This is a genomic window from [Clostridium] ultunense DSM 10521 (assembly GCF_000511955.1).
In the GTDB taxonomy this organism is placed as follows: domain Bacteria; phylum Bacillota; class Clostridia; order Tissierellales; family Tepidimicrobiaceae; genus Schnuerera; species Schnuerera ultunensis.
In genome coordinates this window covers 502,058-522,179 of sequence record NZ_AZSU01000002.1, presented here as the reverse complement: position 1 = coordinate 522,179, position 20,122 = coordinate 502,058, and the positions used below count along the sequence as shown (strand labels likewise).

14 protein-coding genes are annotated in these 20,122 nt (G+C 33.0%); 1 reads left to right on the top strand and 13 read right to left on the bottom strand.

Annotation, left to right across the window (positions count from 1 at the left end):
• Nucleotides 1-14: 14 nt before the first annotated feature.
• From CUL_RS0105315 to CUL_RS0105260, 11 genes are all read right to left on the bottom strand, one after another.
• The gene (locus CUL_RS0105315) at nt 15-1,241 is read right to left on the bottom strand and encodes a DUF401 family protein (protein ID WP_005586719.1); all 1,227 of its coding nucleotides are present in this window, start codon (nt 1,239-1,241) and stop codon (nt 15-17) included.
• 132 nt (nt 1,242-1,373) lie between these two features.
• On the bottom strand, nt 1,374-2,927 hold the full coding sequence (locus tag CUL_RS0105310) for a glutamate synthase-related protein (protein ID WP_025640739.1): 1,554 nt from the start codon (nt 2,925-2,927) through the stop codon (nt 1,374-1,376).
• 256 nt (nt 2,928-3,183) lie between these two features.
• Complete coding sequence (locus CUL_RS0105305) at nt 3,184-4,548, bottom strand: cytosine permease (protein WP_005586716.1); 1,365 nt, start codon at nt 4,546-4,548, stop codon at nt 3,184-3,186.
• A gap of 82 nt (nt 4,549-4,630) precedes the next feature.
• Entirely contained in the window at nt 4,631-6,031 is a 1,401-nt protein-coding gene (gene hydA, locus CUL_RS0105300) for a dihydropyrimidinase (RefSeq protein ID WP_005586714.1), read from the bottom strand.
• A gap of 36 nt (nt 6,032-6,067) precedes the next feature.
• Nucleotides 6,068-7,306: a Zn-dependent hydrolase gene (locus CUL_RS0105295; protein ID WP_025640738.1), complete on the bottom strand. Its 1,239-nt coding sequence runs from the start codon at nt 7,304-7,306 to the stop codon at nt 6,068-6,070.
• A 168-nt stretch (nt 7,307-7,474) separates the two neighbouring features.
• Nucleotides 7,475-8,869, bottom strand: a complete 1,395-nt coding sequence (locus CUL_RS0105285; protein ID WP_005586710.1) for a sigma-54 interaction domain-containing protein — start codon at nt 8,867-8,869, stop codon at nt 7,475-7,477.
• A gap of 241 nt (nt 8,870-9,110) precedes the next feature.
• Entirely contained in the window at nt 9,111-11,198 is a 2,088-nt protein-coding gene (locus tag CUL_RS0105280; RefSeq protein WP_025640737.1) for an S-layer homology domain-containing protein, read from the bottom strand.
• A 113-nt stretch (nt 11,199-11,311) separates the two neighbouring features.
• Nucleotides 11,312-12,430, bottom strand: a complete 1,119-nt coding sequence (locus tag CUL_RS0105275) for an ATP-NAD kinase family protein (RefSeq protein WP_025640736.1) — start codon at nt 12,428-12,430, stop codon at nt 11,312-11,314.
• Between the two features lie 18 nt (nt 12,431-12,448).
• Nucleotides 12,449-14,011: an aminomethyl-transferring glycine dehydrogenase subunit GcvPB gene (gene gcvPB, locus CUL_RS0105270; RefSeq protein WP_025640735.1), complete on the bottom strand. Its 1,563-nt coding sequence runs from the start codon at nt 14,009-14,011 to the stop codon at nt 12,449-12,451.
• 27 nt (nt 14,012-14,038) lie between these two features.
• Nucleotides 14,039-15,442: an aminomethyl-transferring glycine dehydrogenase subunit GcvPA gene (gcvPA, locus tag CUL_RS0105265; RefSeq protein WP_201767849.1), complete on the bottom strand. Its 1,404-nt coding sequence runs from the start codon at nt 15,440-15,442 to the stop codon at nt 14,039-14,041.
• Between the two features lie 31 nt (nt 15,443-15,473).
• Nucleotides 15,474-16,262: an SDR family NAD(P)-dependent oxidoreductase gene (locus CUL_RS0105260; protein WP_005584419.1), complete on the bottom strand. Its 789-nt coding sequence runs from the start codon at nt 16,260-16,262 to the stop codon at nt 15,474-15,476.
• A 253-nt stretch (nt 16,263-16,515) separates the two neighbouring features.
• Here CUL_RS0105260 and CUL_RS0105255 point away from each other — a divergent pair, with 253 nt between their 5' ends.
• Nucleotides 16,516-18,231 carry a sigma-54 interaction domain-containing protein gene (locus tag CUL_RS0105255; RefSeq protein ID WP_005584420.1) on the top strand — a complete coding sequence of 572 codons (1,716 nt, stop codon included), beginning with the start codon at nt 16,516-16,518 and terminating at the stop codon, nt 18,229-18,231.
• A gap of 27 nt (nt 18,232-18,258) precedes the next feature.
• Here CUL_RS0105255 and CUL_RS0105250 read toward each other — a convergent pair whose 3' ends face one another.
• Nucleotides 18,259-18,906 carry an L-fuculose-phosphate aldolase gene (locus tag CUL_RS0105250; RefSeq protein WP_025640733.1) on the bottom strand — a complete coding sequence of 216 codons (648 nt, stop codon included), beginning with the start codon at nt 18,904-18,906 and terminating at the stop codon, nt 18,259-18,261.
• Nucleotides 18,907-18,920: 14 nt separating this feature from the next.
• Nucleotides 18,921-20,108 (bottom strand): trans-sulfuration enzyme family protein, encoded by a 1,188-nt coding sequence (locus CUL_RS0105245; RefSeq protein ID WP_025640732.1) that lies wholly within the window; start codon nt 20,106-20,108, stop codon nt 18,921-18,923.
• Nucleotides 20,109-20,122: the final 14 nt, after the last annotated feature.

The window sequence follows — 20,122 nt, the reverse complement described above, 5'->3', positions numbered from 1 at the left end:
TTCAGCCTCTTATTCTAGACAAATATAAATTTAAAGATAAATGTAGATACTATTAATATTAATAGTAGGGTAGGAGCATAGAATCTATACTCTTTATAGAGTTCACCAGTAGTAACACCCATATGTTCCAATGTAAAAGCCTGACAAAGGTGGAGGGGTGAAAAATAATAGCCAATAAAAGCAGAACCAAAAGCAAAATATGTATAAATATAGATAAGCTCACCTACAATATTAAGTTGGGATAACATGGGCAGTATTATTGCCAAAGAAGCTGTTATATTTCCAGTAATATAGCCGAAGAAAAATGATGATATTAAAAATATACATATCATAGATAACATACCAGTGCTGGCATTAAACATATTGCTAAACAATCCGATTAATCCTTCCATGTTAAGGATTATTTCTTTCATAATAAGAACTGCAACAACTGTTAGTACTGTACTCCAATTAAGAGATTTTATAAGAACTTTTATGAAATCCTTTTTATCACTTAATAAATAGACTATAAATACACTTACTATTAAAGTAATATGGAAGGGTAAACTCGTGATAGCATTGATTATTACCGCAATATATATAGGTGATGTATAAATAGCAAGTTTCAATAAGTTTTTTCCAATGTTTTCCCTGGGGGGTAATATTTCTGATTCCACTTTCTTCAAGAAGAAAAAATATCCTGTAATAATTATGGATATTACAAAAAATAAATTTAATAGAATCAATTTAAAAATATTTAAATCTGGTAGAGTTGCAGAAACGATCAATAATGCGGTTGAATAGGGTAATAAAAACATAGCTATATGTCGAAATACCAAATTTATTGCAGCCCGCCTCGATGGGGATATTTTCATTCCTTCTCCAATATTATTGATAAAGGGAGCAGATAATAAAGCTCCTCCGGGTATTATTAGAATTCCAATTATTGCAGGTATTACCATTAATGCATTCTTTTTGTTACGAATTATAAGTAAAATTGTTTCCACTACCTTATCGAGAATTTTATAATGTCTCATTAATCCACCAAGAATACTTACCATCATTACGGTTAACACGGTAGTTCGTGATGATGGATTGGTAAAAATACTTATAACAGTCCCTCCCAAGGTTTCAAACCCTAAACCAGATAATAAACCTAAAATCCCTGCAGATATTAAAATTGTGTAGCTTAATTTAAATTTTAACCTTATCAAAATAGGTATAAATAAAAAAGAAATAAGTACAGATACCAATTGTGCCAAATTTAAATCATTCCTTTCAATAAAGTCTTTCTTCTATACTATATTAATTTATGGTTGAATACAAGTATTGGGAAATTAGAAAAATGTTAAAATATTAGTATAAAAAAACAAGGAGGCTAGCTCCCTGTCTCCTTACACCCTTTTAACAATCTCTCTCTTTAAGTCCATAAAAGTTGGAATGCCTGCCACCTCTGCTGCTTCTTTAGTTAGAGCTATAATATCTTCCCTTCCTATTTCATCTAAAGTAAACTTTCTATTTAGGGCCATCAATTGTTTAAGACCTGTTGATACTCTATTGATATATGAATACAGACCTACAGCTCCTGTGGATATATTGTTGATCTTAGAACCATATATATCTTTTAATTCCCTGATATCAGTGAATATTTCCTCTACTGTATTTCCATATTTTAAAAGGTCTTTTGGTATATTGCCAGTTTTAATCAATTCCCCTACCTTTTCTCCTATCATAGCTGAAGCCATAGCAGCTCTCCCTATTCCTATCATGGATATATATGGAGCTCCTAAAGACAATCCTTTGAAGATATGATCTTCCATGGTGAAACCTCCAGCCACCGCTACTTTTGGTAAGAAATAATTTTTCCTTTCCATTTCTTTAAGTAGTTCATATATAATACTTTCCATATATACTGTTGGGAAACCCCATTCATTCATCATTTTACAAGGACTATTTCCACTGCCTCCGCCAGCCCCATCAAAAGTTACTAAATCTACCTTACATTGGGAAGCAATTTTTAAAACTCTTAAAATATCTTCTGGATCATAAGGTGCCATTTTGAAACAAACCTGCTTAGCTCCTAGTTCTCTTAATTTCTCAATTCTCTTAGATAATATTTCCTCATCCCACATAGGCAACCTTCCTATTTTATCGAAATGAGGACCTACTCCTTTTTTATATTTCTCTTGGATTACCGGGTCCGATGGATCAGGATAAATTAAATATCCCATATTTTGAAATTTAAGAGCTTCTTCTAAACTATTTACTTGGCCCATGCCTTGGATTCCCTTAGCTCCTTGACCAAATTTTAGTTCTACTGCTGTAACCCCTAATTTTTCAATAGCATAATCTAATACACCCAAATTTTCATCATCTACATTGCCCTGTAGTATAATTTGCCCATAGCCATGATGGTATTCTTTAAAGCTCTGTGTCATCTTTTCCAACAAAGGAGATTTAACTACTCTATTATCCTTTAATACCAGTTCTGAATCCTTTGAAATTACATCTTCCCCAATAACTACTAATAGACCAGACAAAGCAGCACCTGCATAATAATCCTTCCAATTTAATTTTGCTATAGCAGGTAATATTATGGGTGCTTTTAGTTTTATTGGATTTTTATATCCCATGGTCGTGAAAATATCAGCATTAGGATATGTTGGTTCTTTGTCCTCAGTATTTATTCCCTTAGTTCCAAATACTCTTCCATTAATATTGAAATGAGAAAAATCTACAGGATATATTTTTTCCGAAGCAAATTGATTCTTATCTGTACCTATTGGATATAGGGCTTCCTCTCCACGAATAGCTGAACTACCTATTTCACAAGTGCCAATACAATTTGTTGTACAGGTAGAACACATGCCTGAAAAGGAAGATACATTTTCAGGAGTTCTCATCCTTGTTTTAGTTATGGTACTTGATAATGATGGACTGTATGACATAATCTTTACCTCCTTGTTATTATTTTGATAATCCAATGCACAATTTGAAATTTGATAATATTTACTTATAGTAAAACCACTTTAACCTTATTAAATACATTGTATGCTAATTAAGGGCATATGTCAATAAAATTCAAAAACTTCTCTTTCCATAACTTTTATATCTATTAGAAAGAGAAGTTTTATTAGATTTATATATTAACATCCGATTTCTATATTTAATTAATTGCAAAAGAGACTGGCTTTTCCAATTTATTTATGCTAATCTAGCCTTTTGTTGAACTTCTTCATACTTTTTCTCTATACCCATATTTTTTAATATAGTATAAATAACCATAGAGGAAGGGAATCCTACGAACCAAGAATAATCGATGAAGATAAATGCAAGAATTGCTCCACCAACTAATGCTATCATACCTGCAGGGCTATAACCTTTATTATATTCATATACATTATCTTTACCATAAAGTAAATCTATATCTAGTTCTTGTTTATTGATAAAATAATAATTTGCAATTAATACACCTAATCCAGGTCCTAAGAAACAGGAATATATGTTTTGAAATAGGAAGAAATAATCACTGGAAAATAGTATCCAAGGTGCTGTCAATACTGAAAGAAAACCTACTATTATTACACCTTTCTTCCATGAAAGACCAAATATATCCTGAATTGCTAAAGCTGGAGGTAATATGTTTAATGTTAAATTAGATGTCACTTGTGCCAATATGATGAATACAAGAAGTATTATTCCAAATACTGGATTTGGAGCTAATTCAACTAAACCTTCTATAGGATCGCCTGCTCCTGTAGCTAGTCCTATTAACATTCCAGACAATACCATGAACATCCATGGTGGAATAATTCCTACAAATGAAGCAAAAGCACTAGAACTTTTTAAATTTTCTTGTGAACTAGGTTTAATATGTCTCATAATGTCAGAAGCATTTAGTATTGCAGTAGTATAGTTAGCTAAAGCTCCCATAACTCCCGCCCAGAATGGCAAACTCCAACTACCTTTAACCTTCATTGCAGTAGAAAAATCTACTTTGCCTGTTTGCAATACTATATAGAAGAAATAGATCAACATTGTAAAAATTACTATAGACATTACAGCATCAAACCATTTTATTGACTGAATTCCTTTATAAGCTAAAAAGCTTTGAAGGAATAATAATAGGAAGAAATAAAACCATACATTACCAAAACCAAATAGCTGTTTAGTAACAACTTCTAAAGACATAGCTCCTATCCAACAACCTATACCATTCCATGCTATACCAGGAATGCTTCTTATAAAAGCTATTATTTTAGCTCCTTTAGTTCCAAAACCTGCCCTTGCTTGTACTATAAATGGAATCCCATACTTTATACCTGGAATACCATTATAAGTCATGCAAAAAGATAAAATAACGCTAGATACAATTCCTACAGCTATTACTTGAAGAAAATTTAATTGTCCTATTGGTACTAACAAATATTGTCCAATAACCATTATCTGCACTATTATTGTAGATGACCAAAATACCATTGCATAATTTAAAGGTGACATAGTTCTATGAGACATAGGTATTGGATTAAGACTATCTAAATCTATATTTGGATTATTCTCTTTACTCATTATTGAAACCCTCCTCTTTATAATTTAATAATAACTTTTCTTCCTAGGTGGAATTTAGAATATTCCACCTAGGAATTTAAATCTATTTGTTTTGTCCTTCATAACAAAGACCAAATGGTTTACCTTTGATAAATTTACCTTGTCCTTTTTCTCCAATATATTTTCCATCATCAACTATTAATTGACCTCTAAGCAATACCTTATCTACTTTTCCTTTTTGTTCCATTCCTTCAAATGAGTTATAGTCTACACCTTGAAGACTTGTTTCATTGGAAATAGTGGACCCTTGATTTGGATCGTATAATACTATATCAGCATCATATCCTACTCCAATATGTCCCTTGCAATCTCCAAGTCCATTATTTTTTGCAGGTGTTGTAGAAACAAGGTCTACGAATTGTTGTTTAGTTATTTTCCCTTCTTCGACTCCATAGGTCCACAATAATCCAAACCTATTTTCTAAACCGGGTGCTCCATTTGGAATATTTCTAAAATCATTTTCTCCCATATGTTTTTGATGCTTCCAATCGAAACCACAGTGGTCAGAACTTACAGCATTTAGCCAACCATTTTTAATTGAGTTCCATAGATAATCTCTGTCCTCTTTTTCCCTAAGAGCAGGTGAACATACATACTTAGCTCCTTCAAAATTTTCTTTTGCTAAATTGCTCTTATCCAATAATAGATAATGAGTACATGTTTCCCCATAAATAGGTAGCCCTTCATTTTGCGCACGTATAATTGCATCTACTGCACCTTTAGTTGTTACATGCACTACATATAATGGAGCGTCCATAAGTTTAGCAATGTTTATTGCTCTTTCTGTAGCTTCTACTTCTACCATAGGCGGCCTTGAAACAGCATGATAATAAGGCTCTACATTCCCTTTTTCAATACATTCTTTTTGTAGAAGATCTATTAAATCAGCATTTTCAGCATGAACCATTATAGTAACTCCTACATCTTTTGCTTTTTTCATTGCATTAGCTATTACATCATCATCTGCATGGAAGAACATTCCTTTATAAGCCATGAATAATTTTACAGTTGGGTATCCTGCTTCAGGAAGTCTTTCGATTTCGTCAAATACACTTGGTCTTGGATCTGTTATTACACCATGGAAAGAATAATCTACCATAGCTATTCCATCTGCATTTTCTTTTCTGTAATCATCTATGGAATCGATTAATCCTTTTCCCTTTACCTGATTGACAAATTCAATAACTGTAGTGGTTCCTCCTACTGCCGCTGCATTAGAAGTTTCAAAACCTCTAACCTTTGTACCATTGAATTCAAAGGAAAAGTGTACGTGTTGATCTACTCCACCAGGCATTACATACATGCCTTTAGCGTCAATAACCTTATCTGCTTCAACTTTTAGATCTTTCCCTATAGCTGCTATTTTTTCTCCTTCAACTAAGATATCTCCCTCATATTCGTCAATGGCGGTAACTACAGTACCATTTTTAATTAGTAAACTCATTTAAATTCCTCCTTATTTTATTTTTATTTATAATTTCTATTCATTGGCAAGCCTAATAACTGTATTTAAAAGTAAATCACAACCTAATTTAATATCTTGCAAATCCGTCAGTTCTTCAGGGCAATGACTCCTACCATTGATACTAGGCACAAATATCATACCTACTTCTGTTAACTCGGTTAGCATAGCTGAATCATGGACTGCACCACTGTTCATTATTTTATATTCAAATCCTTTTTCTAAAGCCGATTTTTCAATTGCTTCAATTACTTTGGTTGAAAGCCTTACACTATCCGACTCTCCAACCAACTCAATTTGAGCTTTAAGCCCTCTTTTTAAAACAATCTCTTCTGTCTTCTTCTCTAGTTCTTTAACCACAGTCTCTACCCCATCTGCTTCAACATCTCTGATATCTACATAAAAATCTACTTCTCCTGATATTACATTAGGCATATTAGGTTGACAGTGGATCTTGCCAACTGTTGCAACAGTTGATGGTAAGCCCTTTTCCTTGGCTACCTTTTCTAAATATGTTACAATTTCCGAAGCGCCAACCATTGGATCATTTCTTAAGTCCATAGGAGTAGAACCAGCATGGTTAGATACTCCTTTTAAACTTACCTTATAAGTCTTCATACCTGCTATAGCCTTAACTATCCCAATAGGAATTTTTTCCGAATCCAATATCCCTCCTTGTTCCACATGAAGTTCAATCATTGCTTTTACTTCATCTTTTTTCAATACATCATTACCAATATTTTCTACATCTAGTCCAAAATTACGCATGATCTCATAACTACTAATACCTTCATCATTCTCTATTTTCTTTAAATCTTCTAATCCATATTTCCCAGTTAATACTTTGCTACCTAGCATTGTAATACCAAAATTTGAACCTTCTTCTTCTGCAAATATAATTAACTCTACAGGATTTTTTAAACTTAAATTATTCTCTTTGATAACTCTCATGACCTCCAAAGCAGAAATAACTCCCGTTAGGCCATCAAATTTTCCTCCATTGGCAACAGTATCTATATGAGAACCAAACATTATAGAAGGCTTATCTTCGTTGCCACCTACATACTTAGCTCTAATATTTCCTACTCCGTCAATTTTTATTTTTAGCCTTAATCCTTCTAATTCTTTTAGTAAATATTCCCTAACTTGTTTATCTTCCTTGCTATAGGAAAATCTTGTACATCCCATTTGGGGAGTCGCCGTAATCTTTGTTATATTTTCTATATCATTTTCTATTCTGCGTATACAGGATTCCAATTCTACTGCCTCCTTTATTATTTTATTGACTGACAAATATTATTGCAAAGTTTATGCCAAAGTTTTAACAATCCTCAAAAGCTCTATTTGCTCCAATTCCCCATTTTTCTGCAGGAATAAAAAACAGGATATGATGATAAAAATCATCATATCCTATGATATATTTCATCAACTATATTCTATTTTCAACTTTTTTGCCTTCTTTACTACTGTTGATTGATCTATTCCTAAGGCAGCGGCCACTTTCCTAGTGGTTTTATATTCTTTAAAGGCTGCTATTAACATTTTTCTTTCTACCTGTTCTACTGCTTCTCTAAGAGGAATTATTTCATCACTGTCAATACAAATTTTGTTTAATGGTTCCACTATTTCCAATATCTGTTTGTCTTTTACCAGGTCATCAAAGGTGGTTATAACCAACCTTTCCACAATATTTTCTAATTCTCTAATATTACCTGGGTAATCATACTCGATTAATATATTATATCCTTTTTCTGATATAGTTTTACTTGTTCCATGCTCCTTGTTATAATTATTAAGAAACATCTTTATTAAAGCGGGTATATCTTCTTTTCTCTCTCTTAAGGGAGGAATATTTATGGGAACTACATTCAATCTATAGTATAAATCCTCCCTAAACTTTTCTTCTTCTATAAGTTTCTTTAAATCCTTATTAGTAGCAGCAATAATTCGCCCCTTAACTTCAATAGGTTTTTCCCCACCTATTCTAAAAACCTTCCTTTCATCTAGGACATGGAGTAATTTTACTTGAAGATTCATAGGCATATCCCCTATTTCATCTAAAAAAATAGTTCCTTCTCCTGCTATTTCAAACAAACCCCTTTTCCCATCTTTAGTTGCCCCAGTAAAAGCACCACCTTCATATCCAAATAGTTCCGATTCTAAAAGATTTTCGGGTATTGCACCACAGTTTATTGGTACAAAGGGTTGTTCCTTTCTAATACTACTTTCATGTATAACCTTTGCAATATATCCTTTGCCTACACCAGTTTCTCCTAATAATAATACTGTTGCATCTAAATCACATATATGATAGATTAAATCCATTATTTTGTTCATAGAAGGACTTTTATAGTTAATATTACTATTGTATATCCCTTGTCTTTTATTTAATTCCTTTTGAAACCATTGTAGGTCACTTTGAGCATTGCTTAATTGTTGGCTTAAGCGTTGATTTTCAGTTATATCCTTTGAAATATTGATTATCTTATACATATTGCCCTTATCATCGAATAGGGGGATTCCTGTTACCATTAAAGTTTTGTTTGCTCCAGTTCTTTGAATTAGAGTTACCTTTTCCTTCTTTCTTACAACTTCAGCTGTAACAGAAATATCAAATATTCCATTTTTCTCCAACTCAAAAGCGCTAACTCCTATCATATTTTCTTCCTTAGCTCCAAAATAAGTTTCACAGGATTTACTTATTTTAGTAAATACACCATCGCCATCAGCTATGGTGATTTGATCAAAACTTAGGTCCAAAATTAAATTCAATTCTTCATAGGCTGCCTTATAATATTTCAACAGTTCTTCCTTTGACAAAAATAACCCCTCCATTAATAAAATATGGTTTATAGTAATCAGAAATTTGCTAATATTCATAATACCAATATCTATTATTAATATAGTAGTGTATGTTAATATTATAACATATAGTCAGCCAAAGAAATAACAAATGACTAATATCTTTTCCCCTTTAAATTCCAGATGAGTATATAAAACTAGCTAAAAAAAACAAAAATCAATTAAGGGAGTAATATAAATATTACCCCCTTCATCATCCCTACATACCGCTAAATAAATAATTGTAAATTAAGTTTGCTCCATCTTCTCTATTTAATTCTGCTTTTGGATTTAAATTGCCATTATATCCTTCAACAATTTTAAGACCATAGGCAATAGATATATATCCTTTTAATTCCGGTGTTATATCTTTTGTATCCTTAAATAGATCTTTATATATTTCAGTTAAATCCGCAATTTTATCATATTTCAATGCCCTTATTATATACTTTATTCCTTCTTCTTTTGTAACGATTCTTTCTGGTGCTTTCTCATTTTCTTTTATAATCCCTGCATTAATCAAAAAAGCATATAATTTATCGCCAGATTTGTCTATTTCAAAATAAGGACTATTTGCTTTTGCTAATAGATATAAGAAATCTGCTTGTTTTATCTTTTCCTTTGGTTTAAACTCTTCCCCAGGTAAGGCGATACCATACTGAGCTAATACATTAATCTTATCCTTTGCATAACTATTGTCTATATCTTTGTAACTAACTGCCTTGGGCATCTTATATGGTTCTCCCATATAATTTAATAGGGTCCCAGTGTTGGCATCAATTATGGGTGGTTTATCAGTTTTTAAACCATAGACCAATGTAGCTTCTTTCTTATTCTTAATATTTCCTTCGTATCTATCAGGATTGATATACTTTAGTTCCATGCCTATATCGTTAAATAAAGTATCATAAGCCTTATCTACAAACATTACTTTATCCTGTGATGGAAATTCTCTATTACTCCAAGTAATTCTATATTCTGTTATCTTACCACTGGCAGCATCAACTGTAATTGATATACCATCTTGTTCCACATAAGCATTGTCAAGCTTTCTAGTGAATTGGAAGTAGTAATATCTTTGTTCTTCTAAAGGTCTAAAACCTTCATAATTTTTCCCCAATTCAATTGACTCAAGTTTATCTGGATTTGTTTTCTTAATGTATTCTTTTGCAATTTCTAAGGATTGTTTCTCATCATACTTCACTTTTTTATCTGATTCTTCAGGCCCAAATTTATAAAAGGATACCAATTCCTTAGTTTTTCCATCTATACTTACACTTGCATAATAAGCTTTAGAATCTGAACCTTTCATAAATTCAAATTGCCAATTATAACTATCGTCGGATCTCCAATTTCTATAAAGGCTAACATAATTTAATTTATACTCTGAACCCAATTCTAATATCTCTCTACTTATCTTTTCAGCTTCTTCTTGAGAGATAAGCCCTGCAATATTTTCCACGGCTTGTTTCTCATCTGGACTTAATTCTTCTGCTGGAACAACACCATCAGCTCCCATATTAGAAGCTTTTTCATAAATTGGGAAATAATCATTTAATGGAGTCACTTCTCCATCTTTAGCATTGATGCCTAGATTTGTATTTAATGGACTGTAAGCTAAAAATATTTTTGGATTTCTATCCCTATAGCTTGTTTTATATATTAAATCTAATCCTATCTTTTCTTTATACAACTCTTGGGCTTTTTCTAAAGAGATTATGCCCTTTGAATCTGCAAATTTCAAATCCATATCCCAATTCGCATAGTAATTTCTTACTTCTCCAGTAGTGTTATCAATATAGATATCAATATTATTGTTATAATAAGGGATTTCATTTTCAGTCCTTACAAAATAATAATTATATCCATCTAAATTTACGTTTAAAGGCTCTGATACCTCTATTTGTTTTATATTATCTGTAAATTTAGGAGCTACTTTTTTAATGAAATCCTTGGCGATCTTTAATCCTTCTTCTTTGCTTATTTTTGGTAGTTTAGGTCCTTGTTCCACATAAATTGGTTTCCATTTCCCATAACTTAATACAGTTCCATCTACAGCCATAGAAATATCTACACTGCCTAATTTTTCTTTACTATCCGACCAATTTAAATAAAATACTGTAGTTCCATCTCTCGAACTTACACTATGGTCAAATTTATCGTACTCACTTCCAATATTAAATAATTCTTTGCTTTTCACAATGGCTTCTTTCAATTGCTTGTCGTAATCCTGCTGTGCAAAAGAACTAAATGGAATAATAGTCAAAACCATTATAAAAGCTAATAAAAAGGATATTTTCCTTTTCAACCAAATCCCCTCCTTTTAATTTCAAATTCTATGTAATTTCAATCCTAACCTTATATATATTATACTGCGAATTTGAAAAATAGAAGTTACAAACAAGTTACGATTGGAGGGGATTATCCAGTTTCAACCCCATACATCATCTCCATTCCATATCCAACTTTCACCCTATAATACCCTTTTAGCATCTGATCCACCTTTTCATCTCCCGTATAAACAAGTAAAGGTTTTCCTCTCAACTCTATTATTTTGCTATTTGTAGAAACTATAATGATATTCTCTTTCCCGATTTTTTTTACCACCTCACCACTTATCTGTTGATTTCCCCTACCTAGTAAATATCCTTGTCCCCCTGTAGGAGTAAGTATTAGTTTGCTTGGATATTGGTTGACATAGTTTAGTAAATCTCTTTCAGATACATCCTTTTTTATTAGTTTCCTATTCATTACCACATCTACTCCCAATAGGGTATATGGCAAACTTAAAGCTTGCATAATAGCTCTTGTGGTAGTACCAGGTCCTATAATATAACAAGTATCTTTATCCATATGGTCTACTATATCTAAAGCTATAGCTTTCTGAGTAGTTTCTTCGTTTAATGGAGTAGGTGCCTTCTTATTCTGCATAAATTTTTTGTCTACTGGCACTTTTAAGTAGCCATATAGCTGAGTTCTAACCATATCTTTCCTAAAAGCTTCCTCATCAATATCGACCACTTCCTCTTCTCTAACAACCATGTTCTTTCCCGTTACATATAGCAAAGCTAATTCCCCAGCTTTTTCAGGTGTATTAGCATACACTGGTGAATGTATCTTAACGCCTGCAGGAATTCCTAAAACCAGTTGCTTATTCCCTACACTTTCATACAGATCTCTAGCTGTACCATCACCTCCCACAAATATTAATAAATCCACCCCCTCTTCTTCAATTTTCTTTGCTCCTAATTTTGTATCATTGCTATTGGTAATAGGTTCTTTGGAGCTATATACTATATTTGTCCTAAATCCCATATTTTCTGCTTCCTCTTGTCCCATATTGCCAGAACAAGTTACTATCACCAATCGATCTCTAACAGGTAAAAGTTTTTTCAAAGCTTTTAGGGTTTTAGCTGGGGCTTCAGGAGTAGCACCCAGCCTTACTGCCTTATTCAATATATGAATGCCATCTGTTCCCTTTAATCCTACTTTGCCACCCATCCCTGCTATGGGATTTACTATTAACCCTATTTTTTTCAAAATATATCACTTCCAAAGTTAGTCTTTTTTAGTTTTCTTCAAATAGACTCTCCAAGTAGGCGCCCATTTTTCTGGATCATCAAAACTAGATTCATCTACCTGGTGTATAGTACTTCTATGAGGTGCATTCTTTATTATTTCTGGTTTTTCGTAAGCTTCATCAAATATGTGATGAAGAGTACTTATATACTCATCTAAATCCTCCTTTGATGGAGTTTCAGTTGGTTCAAGGGTAATTGGTTCTGGAACATAGTATGGATGATGGCTAGTCCAGTAGTGCATACCAAAGTCCATTACCCTTCTTGCTATATCTCCTGTAGTTATGCCCGTATCTTCTGTTAGCTTTTCCAAAGTATATCTAACTTGCTCTATCCTTTGTTTGCCTCTTATATATGGTGCATCTACACCTTTATGCTCAAGTAATTTCTTAAATAAATAGTTATTATTCAATACTGCCACTTTCGCCGCTTCATATAATCCTTCAGCTCCAAGAGACATAATCCAAGCATAAGCCTTTAAAACTGTTTGAGGTACTCCATTGAATAATCTTACCTTCTCAATACTTTTATCTAAATCATAATCCAAAAAATATTTGCCATCTTTCAATCCGATAATAGGCTTAGGTAAATAATCAATTAATTCTTTCACGACCCCTAATGCTCCTCCACCAGGTCCACCACATCCGTGAGGAGTAGAAAAAGTTTTATGCAAATTGAAGAAACACATGTCAAATCCTGCTTCTTTAGCTCTTGTAACTCCTAATAGTCCATTGGCATTAGCCTGGTCATAACAGTTAAGTCCTCCTGCCTTTCTAACCAAATCGGTAAATTCTTTAATTCTTGGATTAAATACTCCCGTATCTTCTGGGTTAGCAACGAAGAAAGCCGCTGTTCTTTCCGATACAGCATTTTTAAATGCTTCATAATCAGGATATCCTTCCCTATCAGGCATTATAGTTATGATCTTGTATCCTTTTGTGGCAGGAGCTGCAGCATCTGATGGATGGGAATAAACAGTTGTAATTATTTCATCTCTTTGCTCTTCTTCTCCATATTCCCTGTGATACTTTCTCACAATGGAAGCCATCGTCAATATAGCATGACTTCCCCCTCCTGGTTGAAATGAAAATTGATCCATTCCTGAAATTTCCCTCATGCATAAATCAGTTTTATACATAATTTCAAGTATACCTTGAACTGTACTTTCATCTTGTAATGGATGTAACTCTGTCATTTCCGGCATACGGGCAATATATTCATTTATCTTCGGATTGTATTTCATAGTACAGGTTCCTTGGCCTATTTCTATATTTAAATCTGCTCCTAAGGTCTCTTGAGAGAGTCTCAAGTAATGCATTAAAACCCTTTTTTGATTTATTTCAGGAAGGTTAGGCAAGCTTTCACGTTTCATAGATTCAGGTATTTTGGATACTCCATCCCCTACTGCCTTCACTATTTCTCCTTCTGCTTCAGGTACTAAGATACCACGTTCACCCTTATTGCTTAATTCAAATATTATAGGTTCATCCCATTTTGCTTGATGAAAGTTTCTAACCTTATGTTCTCTATTAATCCGTTTCATTTTATCAGCCCTTTCTCTAAAGATTTTCTAACCTTCTATTATTTCTTTTATACTATCAACCAACTTGTCGATATCTTCCTTAAGGTGGATTTCAGTTACACAGTAAAGTCCACATTGACCAAGTTCAGGAAAATCCTTAGATAAATCCTTTCCACCAAATATACCTTTTTTAAGCAGTTCTTTGTTTATTTCTTCAATGGTTTTACCTGTTCCATTAAAATCAACAACAAATTCTTTAAAATTGATGGAATTAAATTTAGAACCTTTTACTCCTTTAATTCTGTTTAATTCTTTAATTGCATATTGGGATTTTTGCATAATATTTTTACCTAGTTCATACATCCCTATTGGCCCCATTAGGGATAAATATACTCCGGCTGTAATACCCCATAAAGCCGTTTGAGTTCCTACAAACTCTTTGCCTTTTTCCCTTAAGTTTCCAAAGGATGTTCTTTCATAAGCAATATCTCCAAATCCATATTCTCCTTCTACAGTAGTAGGCGCAACTCCGAATAATCTTGAAGGAAATTCCATAACAAATTTTTCTTCATCTCGAGTAGATATAAATCCTGATTGTCCTCCACCATAATTCATATGGATTCCCAATGGTTGTAAATCCCCACATATAATATCTGCTCCATAATGCCTTGGAGGTGCCAACACCCCCAAAGAACTTGGATCTATCCCAACTATACTAATGGCCCCTGCATTATGGGCTATGTCTGATATTTTTTGACCCTGGTCTTCTATAAATCCTAAAAAAGATGGATTTTCAAAATATACAGCAGCAGTATTATCTGAAATTTTAGCTTTTAAATCTTCTAAGTCCATTTTCCCAGTTTCCTCATCATAATCAATGAGCTTAATCTCTACTACAGGATCACAGTAATTTTTAATTATAAGTAGTTTTTGCCTATCTATAGTGCCTATCACTAAAGCCTCTTTTCCATTTGTAATCCTAGCGGCCATTCTAATGGAAGTAGCTGCAGCTTGAGGCCAATCGAAAGTAGGCACATTGGCTACATCCATATCTACTAACTCTGCTACTAGACTTTCATATTCAAATAAGGATTGAAATCTGCCATGATCGTTATAAGGTTCCCCGGCATAAGCAGTTAAGAACTCTGATCTACCACTTATTTCATCACAGATGGCAGGAACATAATGTTGCCAACATCCGGCCCCTAAAAAGTTTATATAATCTTTACAAGTTTTGTTTTTCCTCAATGTTCTTTCCATAGCCCTTTTTAATTCATATTCAGACTTATAGGGTTCTGGTAAATTCATTTTGGATTTAAATTTTAATTCTTCTGGTACTCCCTCATGTAAATCCTCTAGACTTTCAAGTCCTAACTCCTTAAGCATTTCTTTTTGAACTTCCTCTACAGAATTTGGAATATAAGGATGATTCTTGTAACCTCCTATAGCCATAGTAAATTGCCTCCTTTATCAAATTTATTTTTTAGGCTATTCCACCACCATCAACTACTAATGCTGTACCAGTTATCCAACTAGCTAGATCGCTAGAAAGGAATAATACTGCTTTTGCTATATCCAAAGGTGTTCCCAATCTTTCCAATGGTCTTCCCTTAGCTGAATCCACTAAGAATTTATCTATTTCTGATTTAAAACCTAATTGCTCACCTTCACTTCTAAGCATAGCTGTATCCGTATCTCCAGGGTTCACCGAGTTAACCCTTATATTTTGTGGTCCATGATCTATAGCCATAGCCCTAGTTAAGTTGACTATTCCGCCTTTTACCGCACAATAGGCTGCAGCCTTGTCACCACCTTTAAGTCCCCAGCCAGAACCAGTGTTTACAATGCTTCCTCCACCGCCTCTTGCCATTATAGGGATAGTATATTTAGATAATAGATAAGTCCCTTTTAATCCTACGCCGATTACTAAATCCCATTCTTTCTCTTCTAGTTCTACAACTGTTTTCCTGAAGGTTACTCCAGCATTATTGAATAAAATATCGATCCTTCCAAATCTTTTATCTACCTTTCCAATGGTTTCCTTACATTCTTCATTAGATGTAACATCACATTTAATAAATATTGCAGTTCCACCTTCATCTTCTATCTCTTTTACCGCCTTATTACCTAATTCTTTATTTACATCAAGCAGAACTACCTTTGCACCATATTCTGCTAACAATTTTCCTGTAGCAAACCCAATACCAGCAGCACCGCCAGATATTACTGCTACTTTTCCATCTAAACACAAAGGATTTTCTTTGCTTATCATAAATTTAGCCCTCCTTTTTTTAAAATTCATAATTTATTAAGCCTGTTCGTTAATACTTTAATGCATTAATTATGCCAAAATTACTTGATAATTATAAAAATGATAGAAAATCGACTGTAATAGTCAAAACAGCTTATTTATAACTATTTTAAATTAACTGACTTTTATAATTTTTCTGATATAATAGAATTGATAATTGCCATTATTGGCAAATTAATTGGCAAATTTGTCAAACAAATAGGGGGAGTTACTGATGATAGAACTAAAAAAGATTGAGTCTTCATTGGAGGACATTGTAATTACTTTGTCAAATATTACAAATATGGAGTTTGCCATATTTGATGCCAACTCTAATTTAATCTCCTGTACTCCATTATATTTAAGGTATAAAGGAAAAAAGGTTCACATGGCTTCAATTGAAGAAGTTCTATACCAAGGTAATGTAATAGTAAATAAACCAGGGTATATGAAATCCTGTATTGGTTGCCGATTCGCTAATAATTGCCCCTCTACTATTGAGATACTCAACTGTATAAGATTAAATAATAGTGTTATTGGTGTAATTAGTCTGACTTCTTTTTCCCGAAAAGGCCATAATTTAATCCAAAATAATATTAAAGATTATGTGGACGTGTTGGGGAATATTTCCAATTTAATATCTATGTTCGCTTTTAACGAATTCCATAGGGATGAATATAATCTCCGCAATGCTACTGTTGACGAAATAATAAATATTAATAGTAGTGATTTATTAATAGTGGATAAAAACGGAATGATTACCCACTGTAGTTTTGATATCCAACAGATGTTTTCATTTTGCGATCTATATTCTAATTCAATAAATCAAATACTCCCAAAAAATATAACAAATTGGATTTTAAATAGTAAAACTAAGTGTAAAAAATACATGATAGGTGATAATTTTTCTGGTACCATAATTTCTAATCCCATTTATGTCGATGATAAAATCTCTGGCTACATAATCAGCTTAAAACCTGATGTAACTCCTACATACAGCCCTAGCCAAACAGATTATTTGGACAATATTATTACTAACAATTCTAAAATGAATAAAATTAAAGAAAAAATATTAAAAATTGCTAATAGCCCTTCTTCAGTATTAATAACTGGCGAAACAGGAACCGGGAAGGAATTAATTGCTAAATCAATCCATTATTCCAGCAATAATAAGGATGACCCTTTTGTTCCGATCAATTGTGCCAATATACCGGAGACTTTATTCGAATCTGAACTTTTTGGTTATGAAGAAGGGGCCTTTACCGGCGCTAAGAAAGGTGGAAAATTAGGGCTATTTGAATTAGCCAACGGAGGTACTATATTTTTAGATGAAATAGGAGAGCTTCCAATGTACCTTCAAGCTAAGTTGTTAAGAGTATTACAAGATAATACTATTCAACGATTGGGAAGCATTCAACCTATCCCTATCGACGTTAGAATCATAGCTGCAACTAACCAGAATTTAGAAGAAATGATAACAGAAAAGAAATTTAGGGATGACCTATATTATAGATTAAATGTCATTCCTATAGAAATACCTCCCTTAAGGAATAGAATAGGGGATATAAAATTATTATCCTATCATTTTTTAGAAAAGTATAGTAATTTACTCAATAAAAAAATACGTTCTATTTCTGATGAATGTATGGAGATTCTAAAAAATTATGATTGGCCGGGAAATATTAGAGAATTGGAAAATGCCATAGAACACGCTGTAAATATGGAAGAAAAATCCCTTATAGGTAAAAAAAGCCTTCCAAAAAACTTAATAAAAAACTCAAATGAATCATCAAACGTTCAAAAAATAATAGCCAATGAAAAATACAGTTTATTTGTTCAAACTTTAGACAAATATGGCTGGGATGTAGAGGGGAAAAAACTTGCTGCTGAAGATTTAGGGATTAGTTTAAGGACTTTATATAGAAGATTAAATGATATGGGTTTAAATTAAAAAGTAGTGATATATACCACTACTTTACTATTTCTTTTTCTGTCCATAGGTTTTAAATTTGTCTATCATCAAAATCATTTCATCTTCTGGAAGGATTATCGGTTCTCCAATACATTTTGTTCTGTAGTATAATTCAGCACAATATTCTATTTCTTCCGTTATATTAAAAGCATTTGGCAAATCCTTGGCACCAGCTAAAAGACCATGATTTGCCAATAATACTGCTTTTCTATCTTCCATAGCTTCAAAGGCGTTTTCTGCCAGCTCCTTAGTACCATAAGTTGCATACTTAGCACATCTTATATCTAATCCAGCCAAGGCAACCATATAGTGAACTGGTGGTAAAGACCAATTTAAACAGGCTAAGGTGGTTGCATAGATAGTATGGGTGTGGATTATAGCGTCTATATCCATCCTTCTTTCATAGAATATTCTATGCATTTCCACTTCACTAGAGGGGGTTTTATCCCCATCTATTTGTTGGCCCTTAATATTCAATATTGCTACATCTTCTGGTTTAATTTTAAAATAATCGATTCCAGAAGGGCTAATGGCCATTAGTTTTTCTTCCCTATTATAAATACTCAAATTTCCTCCAGTGCCTCTAGTAAGGCCTGTAGTAGAAAGTTTTCTACCATATTTTACGATTAATTCCCTTTCCTTCTTCATCAGCATATCTTTTCCTCCCATTAGATTACTAATAATGCATTATCCAAATCACCAATTATATCTTCATAATGCTCCAGTCCAACAGAAATCCTTATCATACTTTCCGTCAAACCAAATTTAGATAATTCTTCCTGCGGATATCCCCTATGGGTCATGGCTGCTGGCAGTTCAATCAATGTTTCACAGTCTCCAAGGGATACGGCTAACTGGGCTAATTTTACCGAGTTGACAAATTTTTTGGCTTTTTCTAAGGTCCCATCTATTTCGAAACTAATCATAGCCCCAAAGCCACTCATCTGTTCTTTGGCTATATTGTGGCCTTCAAAATCTTCTAATCCAGGATAATATACTTCCCTAACTTTTGGATGGTTTTTTAAAAATTTAGCTACTTCTATTGCATTTTTTTCATGTTCTTTCATCCTAATTCCCAATGTTTTTAATCCCCTAATCAATAGCCAGGCATTAAAGGGACTCATGACCCCACCAAATTCACACATATAGTCGAATTTCAGGTAATGGATATAGTCCATATCCTTAGACACTGCAACCCCTCCTACCACATCACCATGACCACATATATACTTAGTAGCACTATGAACTACTACATCTACACCTAAGGACAAAGGCCTTTGGAAATATGGGGTTGCAAAAGTATTGTCAACTATTACTTTTACATCTTTTTCTTTTGCAATACTACAGATATGTTTAATATCTAAAACCGTAAGATTAGGATTAGATGGTGTTTCAAAGTATATTACCCTAGTATTTTTGTTTATAATATCCGAAAGTTTATCTAAATCTGTCAAGTCGACTATTTTGCATCCTATGCCATATTGAGGAAGTAATTTCGTTGCTACATTATAGCTTGATCCATACAGTGTTTTATGTACTATTAAATTATCTCCTGGTTTTAAAAATGAAAAAAGTACAGAGCTAATAGCTGCCATTCCTGAAGAGAAGGCCACAGCCCCTTCTCCTTCTTCCAATGCTGCCATCCTATCTTCAAAAAGACGTAGAGTAGGGTTATTACCTCTAGTATATACATAATCATCGCTTTGGAAAGACATTACCTTTTCCACATGGTCTATATCGTTAAATACAAAAGTAGAGGTCTGATAAATTGGTGGATTCAATGCATTGTTAGCATGTTTTCCATCCATTCCCGCATGTATTGCCCTAGTTTTAAAATTATATTTCTTATCATCCATTTTCAATCACCCTT